General features: G+C 69.1%; 10 protein-coding genes. 5 read left to right on the top strand and 5 right to left on the bottom strand.

The window, feature by feature from the left end:
• Window positions 1-292: 292 nt before the first annotated feature.
• Window positions 293-1,114, top strand: coding sequence for an SDR family oxidoreductase (locus tag ACGFSB_RS31615; RefSeq protein WP_393406308.1), 822 nt, complete (start codon window positions 293-295; stop codon window positions 1,112-1,114).
• A gap of 83 nt (window positions 1,115-1,197) precedes the next feature.
• On the opposite strand, the gene ACGFSB_RS31610 is transcribed toward ACGFSB_RS31615, so the two are convergent.
• The 5 genes from ACGFSB_RS31610 to ACGFSB_RS31590 all read right to left on the bottom strand — a co-directional run bounded on the left by ACGFSB_RS31610 (window position 1,198) and on the right by ACGFSB_RS31590 (window position 10,447).
• Window positions 1,198-2,703, bottom strand: coding sequence for an SDR family NAD(P)-dependent oxidoreductase (locus tag ACGFSB_RS31610; RefSeq protein ID WP_393406306.1), 1,506 nt, complete (start codon window positions 2,701-2,703; stop codon window positions 1,198-1,200).
• A gap of 70 nt (window positions 2,704-2,773) precedes the next feature.
• Window positions 2,774-4,156, bottom strand: a complete 1,383-nt coding sequence (locus tag ACGFSB_RS31605; RefSeq protein ID WP_393406304.1) for a wax ester/triacylglycerol synthase family O-acyltransferase — start codon at window positions 4,154-4,156, stop codon at window positions 2,774-2,776.
• A 216-nt stretch (window positions 4,157-4,372) separates the two neighbouring features.
• Window positions 4,373-6,724, bottom strand: coding sequence for a GH92 family glycosyl hydrolase (locus ACGFSB_RS31600; protein WP_393406301.1), 2,352 nt, complete (start codon window positions 6,722-6,724; stop codon window positions 4,373-4,375).
• Between the two features lie 136 nt (window positions 6,725-6,860).
• Complete coding sequence (locus ACGFSB_RS31595; protein ID WP_393406593.1) at window positions 6,861-7,562, bottom strand: hypothetical protein; 702 nt, start codon at window positions 7,560-7,562, stop codon at window positions 6,861-6,863.
• A gap of 113 nt (window positions 7,563-7,675) precedes the next feature.
• Window positions 7,676-10,447, bottom strand: coding sequence for a PA14 domain-containing protein (locus tag ACGFSB_RS31590; protein ID WP_393406299.1), 2,772 nt, complete (start codon window positions 10,445-10,447; stop codon window positions 7,676-7,678).
• A 42-nt stretch (window positions 10,448-10,489) separates the two neighbouring features.
• Here ACGFSB_RS31590 and ACGFSB_RS31585 point away from each other — a divergent pair, with 42 nt between their 5' ends.
• The 4 genes from ACGFSB_RS31585 (at window position 10,490) to ACGFSB_RS31570 (ending at window position 15,305) form a co-directional block, all read left to right on the top strand.
• Window positions 10,490-11,503, top strand: coding sequence for a LacI family DNA-binding transcriptional regulator (locus ACGFSB_RS31585; protein WP_393406296.1), 1,014 nt, complete (start codon window positions 10,490-10,492; stop codon window positions 11,501-11,503).
• A gap of 144 nt (window positions 11,504-11,647) precedes the next feature.
• Window positions 11,648-12,745, top strand: a complete 1,098-nt coding sequence (locus tag ACGFSB_RS31580) for an ABC transporter substrate-binding protein (RefSeq protein ID WP_393406293.1) — start codon at window positions 11,648-11,650, stop codon at window positions 12,743-12,745.
• Between the two features lies 1 nt (window position 12,746).
• The gene (locus ACGFSB_RS31575) at window positions 12,747-14,270 is read left to right on the top strand and encodes a sugar ABC transporter ATP-binding protein (RefSeq protein ID WP_393406291.1); all 1,524 of its coding nucleotides are present in this window, start codon (window positions 12,747-12,749) and stop codon (window positions 14,268-14,270) included.
• Between the two features lie 72 nt (window positions 14,271-14,342).
• The gene (locus ACGFSB_RS31570; RefSeq protein WP_393406289.1) at window positions 14,343-15,305 is read left to right on the top strand and encodes an ABC transporter permease; all 963 of its coding nucleotides are present in this window, start codon (window positions 14,343-14,345) and stop codon (window positions 15,303-15,305) included.
• Window positions 15,306-15,320: the final 15 nt, after the last annotated feature.

Here is a 15,320-nt window from a genome sequence, read left to right as displayed (position 1 = left end):
TGTCGCGTAACGGAAGGACAAGAGCAATTCGGTCGCGGTGGCGCCGGTTTTCGGGCGGGACCGCGGTCGTGGTTGCGAGCCTGTCCCAGGGCGGCTTGGGGGCGCTTGTGGATCCCTTGGGGCCGTCCGTTCGCCCTAGGTTAACCAAATGAGCACGCCCGCGCTCGATGGGGGTAGGCGAAGGGGTGGATTTCAGACAGTTGGTGATGGTGTGGGGGTGGCCGATGGGCTCCTGACGCTCCAACGGGTCGACCCCATGGGCCTTTACGGCACTTCGTGGGACCGTACGCCGATGACATCTCGGCAGGTACGAGACAGTGCGGTGGCCCTGGTGACCGGAGCGTCGCGAGGCATCGGGCTCGCCGTCGCGCGGGCCCTCGCGGAGTCCGGGCATCGCCTTGTCATGACGGCCCGCGACCCGGACACCCTGGGGGCGGCGGTGGCCGGCCTGCGCGCGGACGGCGCGGAGGCCGTCGGATGCGCGGGCGGCGTGGCTGATTCCGGCCGGGCGGAAGCCTGCGTGGCCCTCGCCGTAAGGGAGTTCGGGCGGCTCGACGTACTGGTGAACAACGCCGCGACGAACGCCCCCTACGGCGCACTGATGGACGTCGACCTCACACGGTGGCGTGACGCCTTCACCGTGAACGTCGAGGCCGCGCTGCGCCTGACGCAGCTCGCCTGGCGGGCCTGGATGGGCGAGCACGGCGGCTCGGTGGTGAACATCTGCACGGAGGGCGCGTCCCATGTCGGCCCGAATGTAGGGGCGTACGGCACGAGCAAGGCGGCGCTCCTGCACCTGACCGCCCAACTCGCGGGCGAACTGGCGCCCTTGGTGCGGGTCAACTCCGTGTCCCCCGGCCTCGTCCGCACCGAGATGGCCCGCTTCGTGTGGGACGGCGCCGAGGAGCGGCTCGCCGCGAGCCTGCCGCTCGGCCGCATGGGCGAGCCGGAGGACGTGGCGCGGGCCGTGGCATGGCTTGTGTCGGACGCGGCCGAATGGGTGACGGGCGCGGACTTGCTGGTGGACGGCGGGACGCGGGTGCGAGCAGCCGCGAGTGGAGTCTCTTCGTACGCCGTGCACGAGCGGCTGCGCGCGACGATGGGCGAGGCCTGACGCGTCGCCGCTGTCCGCGTCATGGCGTACCCATACAGATGTCTATGACGTTTGTACGGCCCGTCGTGCTGAACGCCCGCGTCCTACCACTTGCCGGGTGCGTAGTCCTTCAGGAAGATGCCGAACAGGTCCTCGCCCGCCTCACCGCGCACGATCGGATCGTAGACCCGCGCCGCGCCGTCGATCAGGTCGAGCGGGGCGTGGAAGCCCTCGTCGGCGAGGCGCAGCTTGTCGTAGTGCGGGCGCTCGTCGGTGATCCAGCCGGTGTCGATCGACGTCATGAGGATGCCGTCGGTCTGGAACATCTCCTGGGCGCTGGTCCGCGTCACCATGTTCATCGCGGCCTTCGCCGCGTTCGTGTTCGGGTGGCCCGCGCCCTTGTACCCGCGGCCGAAGACGCCCTCCATCGCCGAGACGTTGACGACGTAGGAGCGGCCGCTCGATGCCGTCTTCGCGGCGCCGGCCATCGCCGGACGCAGCGCGCTGATCAGGATGAACGGCGAGGTGTAGTTGCACAGCTGGGTCTCGAGGAGCTCCACCGGGGAGATCTGCTCGATGGTCTGCACCCACGTATTGCTGTCGACGACGTCCGGGACCAGGCCGCCCGCGTCGATGGCGGTGCCGTCGAGGTGCCGGGCGACGCTTGCGTTGCCCGCGACGAGTGCGAGGTCGGCGACCTGCTGCGCGTCCAGGCCGCTGGTGCCCAGGGGCAGCGCGGCCAGGCCGTCCACCGCGCCGGAGTTGAAGGCGCCGATCACGGAGTGGGCGGGCAGTTCCCCCGCGGGCAGCGGCGCACCCTCGCCATCGACCAGGGCGGCGTACGCGGAGGGCAGGCGGCGCACGGTCTGGGTGGCGTTGTTGATCAGAATGTCGAGCGGTCCCGCCGCGGCGACCCGCTCGGCGAGCGCGACGGACTGGGCCGGGTCGCGCAGGTCGATGCCGACGACCTCCAGGCGGTGCAGCCAGTCCGCCGAGTCGTCCATCGCCTTGAAGCGGCGGATGGCGTCCTTGGGGAACCGCGTCGTGATGGTGGTGTGGGCGCCGTCACGAAGGAGGCGAAGGGCGATGTACATGCCGATCTTGGCTCGGCCGCCGGTGAGCAGCGCGCGCTTGCCGGTGAGGTCGGTGCGGGCGTCCCGCTTGGAGCGGTTCAGGCGGGCGCAGTCCGGACACAGCTGGTGGTAGAAGTAGTCGACTTCCACGAACCGGGTCTTGCAGGTGTAGCAGGAGCGCGGGCGCTGGAGTATCCCCGCGATCCGGCCCTCCTCGGTCTGCGAGGAGGGCAGCAGACCCTCGGTCTCGTCGTCGATCCGCTCGGCGGACCCGGTGGCGGTGGCCTCGGTGACCGCCTTGTCGTGCGCGGTCTTGGCGGCCCTGCGGTCCTGGCGGCGGCGCTGCTTCACGGTCCGGTAGATCCCGGCCGTGGCCCGGCGCACCGCGATCGCGTCGGGGTGGTCGACGTCCAGCTTGTCGAGCTCGTCGAGCACGCTCAGGCAGGTGGCGAGGCGGTCGGGGTCGATGCCGGGGCCGAAATCGACGGCCTCCCCGGTCGAACCGGCAGCCTCCAGGCTGTCCTCTGTCACCGTCATCGCCGCTGTCCTCGCGTCACTCTGGCCGCGGCTCGTCTGGGTGACCGCGGAAGCTCCAAAGAAGAGAACTTTACGTAGCGAAAGCCCCGTCCTCCAAACTCGAACGGTCCGCACACGCTTCGACGAGCCCGGCGAGCTCGTCCCGCACACTCTCGGCGAGAAGATCCAGATCGGGCACGGCGACCGCGTCGGCGACAAGACCGAAGTGCACCCGGCCCCGGTACGTCGACACGGCGACGGCGAGCGCCTGCCCCTGGGCGAGCGGCGCGAAGGGGTACACGGCGGCGAGCGGGCAGCCGCCGAGTCTCAGGCCGAGGCTGGGCAGCGGGACGCTGGTGACGAGGATGTCGAAGAGCAGCCGGGCGGCCTGCGCGACGACTCGGCCGCCGATGCGGTGGCCGAGCGGCGGCACGTGGTCGGCGAGCAGGGCGACCGCACCGGCGCCGCGTCCTGGGCCCGCGTCCTTGTTGCGGTCCATGGCGGCCCGCACGGTCCGCAGCCGCGCGAGCGGGTCCGGTTCGCCCACGGGCAGCCGGACCAGATATCCGGAGAGCCGGTTGCCGGGCGGCTGTGCGGTGCGCGGCCTGCGCCGGGAGACGGGGACCAGGGCGCGCGGTTCCACGCCCTCGCTGCCGTCGCCCCGCTCGTCGAGCCAGCGGCGCAGGGCTCCGGCGACCACGGCGATCAGTACGTCGTTGACGGTGCCGCCCACGGTCTTGCGTACGCGGTGCACATCGTCCAGGTCGAGCAGCACCCCCGCGGTGCGCCGCGTCCCGGTGGCGTCGGAGGTGAGCGCGGCCGATGAGCGTACGCCCAGGGTCGCGCGGGCGACGGACGTGCCGATGTCCAGGGCCTGCCCCACGTCGGTGACGGTGTCGCGGACCAGGCCGGGCAGCTTGCGCGGGTCGGGCAGCCAGGACCACCGGGAGGCCTCGGGCGGCGCGGGAGCCGGTCGCGGGGCGGGCAGGTCGACGGGGTCCATCACGGCCGCGGCGAGCATCAGGGCGCGCAGACCGTCCGCGAGGGCGTGGTGGAACTTGAACAGGACGGCGAAGGAAGTGCCGTCGGCCCCCGGCAGCACATGCGCTTCCCACGGCGGCCTGCCGCGCTCGAGGGGGCACTGCATGAGCTCGCCCGCCACGGCGTGGAAGTCCTCCACCGGCTCGACGAGCCGGACGTGGTCCAGCGGATCGAAGGCGGGGGCGGGCGCCCGGACGGCTCCACCGACCGGCAGCCAGACCGGACGTATGCGCAGTCGCAGTCCGGGCACGGCGGCGGCCCGCGCGGCGAGGAGCTGGGCGGCCCGCTCGGCGGCTCCCGGCGATTCGGCGTCGAAGACGCCGAGCGCGCCCAGATGCATGGGATGTTCGGCGGACTCGATGTTCCAGAAGGCGAGGTCGAGGGGTGCGAGCAGGTCAGAGGTCTCGTTCGGCTGCGTAGTCTGCGTAGTCAACGGGCTGCTCTCGCGTAGAGGGCGGTGCGGGGGGCGGGGCACGAACGAGCAGTCAATCGCCGTTGCGCGACTACGGTCAAGTACGATCAAGCTACGCACAGTTAACAACAGATTAAGGCCCGCCTCTCTGGGAGAGGCGGGCCTGGTGTGGCGTAAGTGGCGTATGCCCTACGTCACTTCACCGACGTTCGGCGTACGCCGAACGATCCGCGTACGTCACTTCAGCGCGGGCGGGGCCGCCCCGGCTGACGTGCCCCACTCCGAAGGCTTGTCGCCCACGGTGAAGGAGAGTTCACGGGTGTCGCGGATGTCGTCGGTCGTCAGATACGTCTTGCCGTAGTCGGCGCCGTCCGCGCTCGCCGACTGGATGTACCGGTTGGTGTCCGACGTACCCGGCGCCTTCACCGTGAGGCGCCCCTTCGGGTAGTAGCGGCGGTCGAGGGTGAGGTCGACGCGCTCGAAGACGGGTGTCGAGAGACCCCAGGTGTCCGTGCCGGGCTGGACCGGGAAGACCCCGATCGAGGACAGCACGTTCCAGGCCGACATGGTGCCGAGGTCGTCGTTCCCCGTCATCCCGGTCGGGGCGTCCGTGAAGAGGGTGAGCGCGGCGTGCACCACGTCGGTGGTCTTCCACGGCTGGCCCGTCGACAGGTACGTGTACGGGGCGATGAGGTCGGGCTCGTTCTGGGGGTTGTACTTGTCAGCGTTGTAGTAGTCGTAGGGTCCGTTGACCCACACCTCGCGTGCGGTCTTCGCCGGGTCCTTCAGGAGCTGCTCGTAGGCGAAGAAGGAGTCGAGACGGCCGTTCGTGGCCTGCTTGCCGCCGATCAGGTCGACCATGCCTGGCAGGTCCTGCGGGACGAGCCACTGGTACTGCCAGGACGTGCCCTCGTGGAAGCCCTCGCTCTTGGCCGGGTCGGCGGGACCGGTGAAGGCGCCATCGGCGTCCCGCGCACGGAAGAATCCGGTCGAACTGTCGAAGATCTTCCGGTAGTTCTGCGCACGGTCGGCATAGCGCTTCGCGTCGGCGTCATGCCCCAGATCGCGGGCCATCTCGGCGAGCATCGCGTCCGAAAGGGCGTACTCCAGCGTCGCGGAGGCACCGTGGTCGTAGTCGGAGTCGCCGGGCTTGGCGTGCGGGCGCCCCTTGATGTACGGCGCGAAACCGTCGGCGATGTACTCCTTGTTGGCCTCGCGGCCGACGGGCGCGGATTCGGTGGGCGGCACGCCGTCCGCGTTCTTCTTCAGCGCGCGGTACGCCTCCTCCTCATGCCCCTTGAGCAGACCCTGCTGGTAGGCGTTGGTGAGGAAGGGAGTGACCGGGTCGCCGGTCATGATGTTCGTCTCGACGGTGCCGTAGCCCCACTTGGGCAGCCAGCCGCTCTCCTCGTCGATCTTCAGGACGGAGCGCGCCATGTCACGGGACTCGTGCGGCGCGAGCAGGGAGAGGAGCTGCGCCTGGGTGCGGTAGGTGTCCCACAGCGACCAGTTCTGGTAGTAGGTGAAGTCCCCGTCAGCAGCAGCCCGGTGGGTCTTCTGGTCCCAGCCGGTGTATCGGCCGTCGACATCACTGCCGATGTTCGGCGCGAGGAACGAACGGTAGAGGGACGAGTAGAAGGTGCGGCGCACGGTCTCGCTGCCGCCCTGCGCCTTCACGTCGTCGAGGCGGTCCTCCCACGCGGACTGAGCGGCCTTCGCGACACGGTCGTACGAACGGCCTCCCTCCGTACGGAGGTTGAGCGCGGCGCCCTTGGCATCGACGTACGACAGAGCGGTGGTCGCCTCGACGGTGCGGTCCTTGGAGGTGTCGAACCGGGCGTAGGCGCCGTTGCGCTCCCCACCCGCCGACGACTCCTTGGCGCCCGCCGTGACGGTGTCGCCCTTCCAGGTGCCCGACGTGGTGAAGGGCCGGTCGAAACGGGTGATCGTGTAGACGGTGTACGGCTTGGTGTCCTGGCAGAAGCCGCTGCCGGTGATCGCAGTGCGGATCGTACGGCTGTCGAGGACCTCGACCTTGGTGCTGCCCGTCTTGTGCAGCGACTGACCCGCGTTGAGCAGGACGTTGGCCTTGTCGGTGGCGGGGAAGGTGTACCGCTGCACGCCGGTGCGCTCGGTGGCCGTCAGCTCGGCGTTGATGCCGGACTTGAGGCCCACCTGGTAGGAACCGGGGCTCGCCTTCTCGTCGTCATGGCTGAACTCCGCCGCGTACTTGGCGTAGTCCGTCTCCTTGACGTCGCCCGTCGTGGGGAGGACCGGCAGATCACCGCCGAGACCACAGCCCACGCCCGAGAGATGGACGGTCGAGAAACCGCGGATGTGGGTGTCGGAATGGTCGTAACCCGTGTTGTGGCCGGTGTCGGGCGAGAACTGGACCATGCCGAAGGGCACGGCGGCGCCGGGATAGGTGTTGCCCTCGTTCTCGGTCCCGATGAACGGGTTGACCAGGTCGGTCAGTCGACCGCCGGTTGCCGGGGCGGCCTGCGCCGCCGGTATGGCGAGCGCTCCACCGAGGAGTGCGGCCGCGGCCACCGCCACACCCGTACCGCGTAGCCGTTGAGTCCATCTCATGGGTGGGAACGCCTCCTTGGATTCTTGGACAACGTTGTCAAAGGGCGGAACGCGATCATTCTTCGGGGGGCGCTTCGTGTGCGTCAAGGGGTGGGAGGGAGGGAGGGAGAGGACTGCCGGGAAACGGTGGTGACTCTCAGGCCGTCCGCAGCCAGATCCTCAGCGGCCCGATCGCGGTGAACCCCTGACGGACTGCCATGTCGAGGCTCTCCCCGCTCTCGTATCCGACGACGGGCAGGCCGGGCCAGAGCCGGGCGGCTTCGGTCAGGCAGCCCGCCCAGGCGGACTCCTCACCGCCCGATGCCTCACCCACGGCGAACAGGTTGGAGATACCCACCACGAAATCGCTGCGGCTCGCGACGGCGCCCGCGACGATCCTGCCTTCGGAGGTGGTCCCGGCCAGGAACGTCGCGTCCCCGGCGAGCAGTTCGGGCCGGAACAAGCCGTCGCCCGCCTCACCGTCGTTCCACGCGGTCTCCCACGCGGGCAGCGAATCGGCGCTCCTGAGCGGCTCCCAGTGGACGGCCGGAGGAGGACCCACAAGAGCCTCACCCGCGGGACGGTGGATCCACTGCGCCTCGAAGAGCACCTCGAAGCCCAGCGGCTCCAGATCGAGGCAGGCGAAGCTGTCCTTGACCGTGCAGCCCGGTGACGTCGTGTCGATCCGCGCCACAAGATCGGCCGCCGACGCCTCGGGGGTGAGCGATACGGCGTCCGGATACAGCGGCGGCGTCCGCCGCGCACTGCTCCACACCCCGGCGCCGAACTCCCCCGCCAGGCCGTGCGCGCGGCAGACCGCGTCGCACCACTCGGCGTTGTTCCTGGCCGCGGGCCGCATCCACTCGTTCTCCGTGATCACGGGGTGATCATGCCGAGTGTGCGGGCCCGCGTCCACGGGTTAGGGACCTGAACGCTCCGGCCCGCCGACAGGCCGGAGCGCCCCGCACCCGGTCAGGAACCCGGGCACCCCGCCGGGTCAGGCCGTGACACGTCGCTGATCAAGGCCTCGTGTGCTGCCTTGAGCCGCTTCACATCGGGCTTGACGACCCTGCGGTCGTACGTGAGGAGCCCGTTCAACTCGCCTTCCACATCCGAGATCTGGGTGTAGACGGCGCCGTTGCCGCCCTTGCAGGCGAGCGCGTGCACCTCCTTGAGCTTGGTGAGGTAGTCGTCCGTGTACGTCGCCGGGTCCACGTCGACGTAACTCTGCTGCACAGACCAGGCGTGACCTGGCACGGCGAGTCCGAGGCCGCCGTACTCCCCGTTGATCTGTGCCCGTACGCCGTCGGGCTTGGGCGGCAGCGCCGGGCTCGGGTAGCCGTGCTCATCCATGATGTCGCCGGTGCCGCCGTCGGCCCCGAGGTTGAGGCCCGACATGCCGTTGACCAGGCGGGTCGGGTCCCAGGCCTTCGCCTGGGTGGCGATGCGGCCCTGGTCGTACTGGCCCCAGCCCTCGTTGAAGGTGACCCACATGACGATCGACGGGTGGCTCGCGTGCTCGTCGATCATCTGCTTCATCTCGAGCTCGTACTGGGTACGGGCCGCCGTGCTCGGGTTGCGGCCCGCATCCATCGCGGGCATGTCCTGCCAGACCAGCAGGCCCAGCTTGTCCGCCCAGTAGAACCAGCGGTCAGGTTCCACCTTGATGTGCTTGCGGACGGAGTTGAAGCCCATCTCCTTGTGCATCTTCAGGTCGTACGCGAGCGCCTCATCGGTCGGCGCGGTGTGCAGGCCGTCCGGCCAGAAGCCCTGGTCGAGCGTGGCCATCAGGAACTGGGGTTTTCCGTTGAGCATGGTGCGCGGAGTGCCGTTCACCTTCTCCACCGAGATGGAGCGCATCCCGAAGTAGCTCTTGACCTGGTCGCGACCGACAGTCACCGTCAGGTCGTAGAGGAAGGGGTCGTCCGGCGACCAGAGGCGCGGGTCGGCGATCTTCAGCTTGAGCGGTGTGCCCGTGCGGCCGCTCGCCTCGGCGACCTTCTTCTTCCCTTCGTACGCGACCGCCTTGACCGGCACTCCGTCGCGTACGCCCTTGGGCTCGACGGTGACCTGCTTGGCGGGCACATCCGGCGTGATCTTGAGCGAGTCGGCGTGGTCCGCGGCCACCGGCTCCATCCACACCGTCTGCCAGATGCCGGACGACGGGGTGTACCAGATGCCGCTGGGGTCGAGGCGCTGCTTGCCGACGGGCGGGTTCTCGCCGTCCTTGGAGTCGGTCGGGTCGTAGACGCCGACGATCAGCTCCTGGGTCTTCCCCGGCTTCAGGGCGTCCGTGATGTCGGTACTGAACTTGTCGTAGCCGCCCTTGTGTTCGGCGACCTTCTCGCCGTTCACGAACACCTCGGACTGCCAGTCGACCGCGCCGAAGTTGAGCTTGAGGCGCTTGCCGTCGCCCACCTTCCAGCCCTGGGGGACGGTGAAGGTCCTGCGGTACCACATGCGGTCCTCGTGCCGTTGTACGCCGGAGAGCTGGGACTCCACGGGGTAGGGGACGAGGATCTTCTCGCCGAGCTGCTTGCCCACCGGGGGCTTCTCGCCGGCCTTGGCGGATGCGAACTGCCAGGAGCCGTTGAGGTTGCGCCAGGCGTCGCGGGTCAGCTGGGGGCGGGGGTATTCGGGGAGCGCGTTGTCCGGGCCCACTTCGTCGGCCCACTTGGTGCGCAGTTGGTGCGTGGAGTGGTTGGGTCCGCTGCTCCAGAACGCGGCGACCGCCTTGCCGTCGTCACCGGCCAGGCCGCCCTTGCCGTCGTAGCGCAGGTCGGCGGTGCCCTTCGCCGTGCCTTCCTTGTTGCCCACCACGGGTTCCTTGAGGTCGACGAGGAGCGCGCGGGAGTCCTCGGGGTCGGCCTTGACGGTGCCGATGGGCCACTTGGCGCCGCCGATGACCGCCTCGATGTGGGTGGCGAGATCCTTCGGGGGCGCGGCTAGCTCCTGCGCGAAGTCGAGCTTGAGGGTGCGGCCGTCCTTGCGGACCGTGGCGGCGGTGGCTCCGTCGTACTCGTAGCCGTCGGGGAGGCGGAAGGCGGACTGCGGGATCGCCTGCTTGGTGCCGCCGGGCTCGGTCCAGCGCAGGTGGAGGTTGGAGCCGCCGTAGTGCTCGAAGTACTCGACCTTGATGTCGTAGGCCTTTCCGGCCGTCAACTCGACTGGTTTCGCGGTCTGTTCCTTGTCCCAGTCGTCGACCCAGTGGTCGATGGCGAGCTTGCCGTCGACCCAGAGGCGGAAACCGTTGTCGCCGATCATGGAGAAGGTGTGGGATCCGGTCTTCTCGGGGACGACCTTGCCGGTCCAGCGGACGGTGGCGTCGTCGGCCTTTCCGGTGGCGAAGGTCAGGCGCGGGTCGAGGTTGTCGAAGTCGATGCGCTGGTCGAAGCCGGTGGCCTTGAGCTCGTGGAAGTCGAAGGCTCCGGGGGCGGACTGGGTGTAGTACTCGCCCTTCAGGCCGTGGACTTCGGGGGGTTCGTCGGCGGCGGCTGTCGCGGCCGGTACGGCGGTGAGTCCGGCGAAGGCGAGGGCGACGGTGAGCAGCAGTATCAGTCGCTGCCGGACTTTTCCGGGTCTGATGGGGCGCACGGATCCTCCGTTGCTTGAAGCGGTGCTTGAAGGCTGAGGAAGGGTGGCGGCTCGCCGCCGCAGTCTGTACAACGAATCTGTACAACGTTGGAAGGGACGGCAGTTGGCATGACAGCACGCCTCCCGGCGCGCTGTCCAGGGGCATGACAAACACCCCCGGACACGGGGTGCACTCGACGCAGGGAGCTGCACGTGCGGGTAAGTCTCAAGGACGTCGCGGAGCACGCGGGCGTCTCCATCAAGACCGTTTCGAATGTGGTGAACAAGTATCAGCACGTCACCCCGGCGATGCGGGCCCGCGTGCAGGAGGCCATCGATGAGCTGGGCTACCGACCGAACTTGACGGCTCGTCATCTGCGAAAGGGCCGTACGGGCATCATCGCGCTCGCCGTCCCCGAGCTGGGCAACCCGTACTTCGCCGAGCTGGCGGGCGCCGTCATCGACGCGGCGGCCGAGCACGACTTCACGGTGCTTCTCGACCACACGCGCGGCGACCGCGAACAGGAGGTCCTGGTCAGCCAGGGCTTCCGCGCCCGGGTCATCGACGGCCTGATCCTGAGCCCTCTGGAGCTGGAGTCGGACGACCTGCGGGGCCGCGAGGACGACGTACCGCTGGTGCTGCTCGGTGAGCGACAGTACGACCTGCCGTACGACCACATCGCGATCGACAACGTGGCCGCCGCCCGCACGGCGGTGCGCCATCTCATCGGCCGTGGCCGTACCCGCATCGCCTATCTCGGCGCCCGTACGGACTCGGCGAACCGCCCCGCGCACCTTCGACTGCAAGGCTGGCGCGAGGAGTTGACGCAGGCGGGGATTGCCGCGCCGGACAATCTGGTGGGCCCGGTCGGCGGCTGGAACCGCTGGGACGGGGCGAAGGCGATGGCGCGGATGCTGGACGCCGGGGTGCGGCCCGACGCGGTGTTCGCGTACAACGACCTGGTGGCGATCGGTGCGATGCGGGTGCTGCACGAGCGCGGTCTGCGGGTGCCGTGGGACGTGGCGGTGGTCGGCTTCGACGACATCGCGGAGGGTCAGTTCGGGGCGGTCACGCTGACCACGGTCTCGCCGGACAAGCAGTCCATCGCACGGCTCGCGGTGGCCTCGCTGCTGCGCAGCCTGGAGGGTGCCGGAGAGCCTGCGGGACGCGAACTCAGCGCGGAATTCCGGCTGGTGGAGCGCGAGAGCACGCTCGGCCGACGCTGAGCCGTCGGGTGCCCCGCCTTGCGCGGAGGGTTTACAGCCTCCTTCCAACGATGTAAAAAGCTCCCCGTACCGCCGAGTTGACCGTAAGTGCCGATCCTCCCGTGAGCGCTCTCAGTGCCGGGGCCGTGCCGTTTTGGGGACTCCATGATGCCGACCACACTCCTTAGCCGTTCCTCAGCCAGGACCCTCCTCGCCGCCGGTCTCGCCGCGAGCCTCGCGTTCGCCGCCGGGTGCGCCAAGTCCGAGGACGACGGCGACAAGAGCTCCGCGTCGCAGGACAAGGCCGATTCGGGCCAGGTCGTCTCGGAGCCGAGCGCGGGCAGCGGCCCGGCCTGCGCGATCGACGCGTACGGCGGCAAGAAGCTGGACCTCAAGTCCGCCACCGTGGGCTTCTCCCAGTCCGAGAAGGAGGCCAACCCCTTCCGCATCGCGGAGACGGCGTCCATCAAGGCAGAAGCGAAGAAGCGCGGCGTGAAGCTGCTCACGGCCAACGCCCAGTCGCAGTTCTCCAAGCAGATCAGCGACGTCCAGGACCTCATCGCCAAGGGCGCCGACCTCCTGGTCATCGCGCCCCTCAACTCCGACGGCTGGGAGCCGGTGCTGCGCGCGGCCGCCGCCAAGCACATCCCGATCATCACCATCGACCGCAAGATCAACGCCAAGGCCTGCAAGGACTATGTCAGCTTCATCGGCTCCGACTTCGTCGAGCAGGGCAAGCGGGCGGCCGACCAGATGATCAAGTCGACGGGCGGCAAGGGCAAGGTCGCGATCCTGCTCGGCGCGGCGGGCAACAACGTGACGACCGAGCGCACCAAGGGTTTCCAGGACCGCATCAAGGAGAAGGCCCCAGACCTGAAGGTCGTCTTCAAACAGACTGGCGAGTTCGCCCGCGAGAAGGGCCAGCAGGTCACCGAGCAGCTCATCCAGTCCAAGCCCGACATCACCGGGATCTACGCCGAGAACGACGAGATGGGCCTCGGCGCGGTCAACGCCCTCAAGGGTGCGGGCAAGAAGGCCGGCGACGTGAAGATCGTGACGGTCGACGGCACGCGCAACGCCGTGCAGGGCATCGTGGACGGCTGGATCGACGGCGTCATCGAGTCGAACCCGCGCTTCGGCCCGCTCGCCTTCCAGACCCTGGACACTTTCACCAAGGGTACGAAGGTCTCGCAGGACATCGTCATCAAGGACAGCGCGTACACGAAGACCAACGCCAAGGCGGACCTCGGCAAGGCGTTCTGACATGACTGACGTCCTGTCAGTGACCCATCTCTCCAAGACGTTCCCGGGCGTACGAGCTCTGGACTCGGTCGACTTCACCGCGCGGGCGGGCGAGGTGCACGCCCTGATCGGCGAGAACGGCGCGGGCAAGTCGACGCTCATCAAGGTTCTGACGGGCGTGTACGCACCGGACGCCGGCAAGCTCACGTACAACGACCGACAGGTCGCCTTCGCCAGCCCGCTCGAAGCCCAGCACGCGGGCATCTCCACCATCTACCAGGAGGTCAACCTCGTCCCCCTGATGAGCGTGGCCCGCAACCTCTTCCTGGGCCGCGAGCCCCGCGGCCGCCTGGGCCTCATCGACTTCCGCCGGATGCACCGCGAGGCGGACGAAGCCCTGCGACGCCTGGGCATACACATCGACGTACGCCGCCCGCTGCGCGAACTGGGCATCGGCACCCAGCAGATGGTGGCCCTGGCACGAGCGGTCTCGGTCGACGCGCAGGTCGTCATCATGGACGAGCCGACGTCGTCCCTCGAACCCCGCGAGGTGCAGACCCTGTTCGGCGTCATCCGCATGTTGCGGGACCGCGGGATAGCGGTGATCTACGTGAGCCACCGCCTGGAGGAGCTGTACGAGGTGTGCGACACGGTCACCGTCCTGCGTGACGGCAAGCTGGTGCACACGGGCCGGATCGCAGCGCTCGACCGACTCCGCCTCGTCTCCCTCATGCTGGGCCGCGAGGTAGGGGACGTACAAGAAGAGGGCGTCACCAATTTCTCCGGGAGCCACGAGAACACCGCCTCCCAACCAGTCCTCAAGGCCCAGGCGTTGACGGTGAACCGCACACTCCATGGCGTGTCCGTCGACATCCGGCCCGGCGAGGTGGTGGGCCTCGGCGGCCTGCTCGGCTCGGGCCGCAGCGAAACGGCGAAGGCCATCGCAGGAGCACTGCCACCCACCTCGGGCCACGTACTGGTGGCCGGAACCCCGGTCCGCACCGGCTCGACCCCCGCCGCCATCCGGGCCGGCATCAGCCTCCTCCCCGAGGACCGCAAGGCGGAGGGCATAGTCCCCGGCCTCTCGGTCCGCGAGAACATCGCGCTCGCCGCACTCCCCCGCCTCTCCCGCTTCGGCCTGGTGAACGAGAGCCGCATCGACACGATCGTCGACACCTTCATGAAGCGCCTGCGCATCAAGGCATCGGGCCCCCACCAGAAGGTGGGCGAACTGTCCGGCGGCAACCAGCAGAAGGTCCTCCTGGCCCGCTGGCTGGCGATGAACCCGAAGGTGCTCCTCCTCGACGAGCCCACCCGAGGCATAGACATAGGCGCGAAGGCCGAAGTCCAGAAGCTGATAGACGAGTTGGCGGACGATGGCCTGGCCGTACTCCTCATCTCCTCCGACATGGAGGAACTGATCGAGGGCTCCGACCGGGTGATAGTCCTCAAGGACGGCAAGGTGATCGAGGAACTCACAGGCCCCACGCTCACAGAGGACGCCCTCATGCGAGCGATAGCCACCACCGGGGGCTCCGATGAGTGACGGCCCCCCGACGACGGCCCGCACCCGGACCGGCACCCGAAGCCCCGCAAGCAGGCCCATCCGGAGTTCCCCATGACCGACCTCGCTCTCAGCAGAACCGCCGCCGACCGCGAGCGCATCCTCCGCCACCTCCAGAACTACGGCGTCTACCTGGGCGTAGCCGTCCTCATCCTGCTCAACATCGCCCTCACCCCGCACTTCCTCTCCGCCGAGAACTTCCGCACCCAGGCAGTCCAGGTGGCCCCCGTCCTCATCGTGGCGCTCGGCATGGCCCTGGCCATCGGCAGCGAGGGCGTGGACCTCTCCGTCGGCTCGGTCATGGCCCTCTCCACGTCCCTCCTCTCCCTCTACCTGGGTTACGGGACATGGATCGCACTCATCGTCGCGGTCATCGGCGGCGCAGCGATCGGCATCGCGAACGGCTCGCTCATCGCCTTCATCGGTGTCCAGCCCATCGTCGCCACACTGGCGTTGATGGTCGCCGCCCGAGGCCTCGCCCTCGTCCTGCTCCCCCAGCTCAAGGACGTACGCGACCCGACCATGGCATCGCTCGGCTCCGGCGATGTCCTCGGCATCCCCTACGTCGTCCTGATCGCGGCAGCGCTCGCATTCCTCGTCGCCTTCGTCGTACGGCGCACCACCTTCGGCCGCCAGCTCCTCGCCATCGGCGACAGCCGCCCGGCCGCCCGCCTCGCGGGGCTCCCCGTACGACGCGTACTGATCCTCGTGTACGTCTGCTCCGGCGCCCTCGCCGCCATCGCGGGCGTCCTGGCGACGGCCCGCCTCACCGCCAGCGACCCGACGTCACTCGGCAACCTCATGGAACTGTCCGCGATCACGGCCGTCGTGGTCGGCGGTACACCGCTCAGCGGCGGACGCGTGCGGATCGGCGGCACCGTCGCGGGCGCCGTACTGATCCAGCTGCTCACCGCCACGCTCATCAAGCACGATCTGCCGCCCTCCTGGACGCAGATCGCCCAGGCCGTAGTGATCATTCTCGCCGTCTACGCGGCACGGGAGAGGGGCAAGCGGTGACCGGCACCGTCCTAT

Source organism: Streptomyces sp. NPDC048441, assembly GCF_043200235.1.
GTDB lineage: Bacteria > Actinomycetota > Actinomycetes > Streptomycetales > Streptomycetaceae > Streptomyces.
Note: the sequence above shows the minus strand (reverse complement) of the source record. Positions and strands in the feature narration are given on the sequence as shown.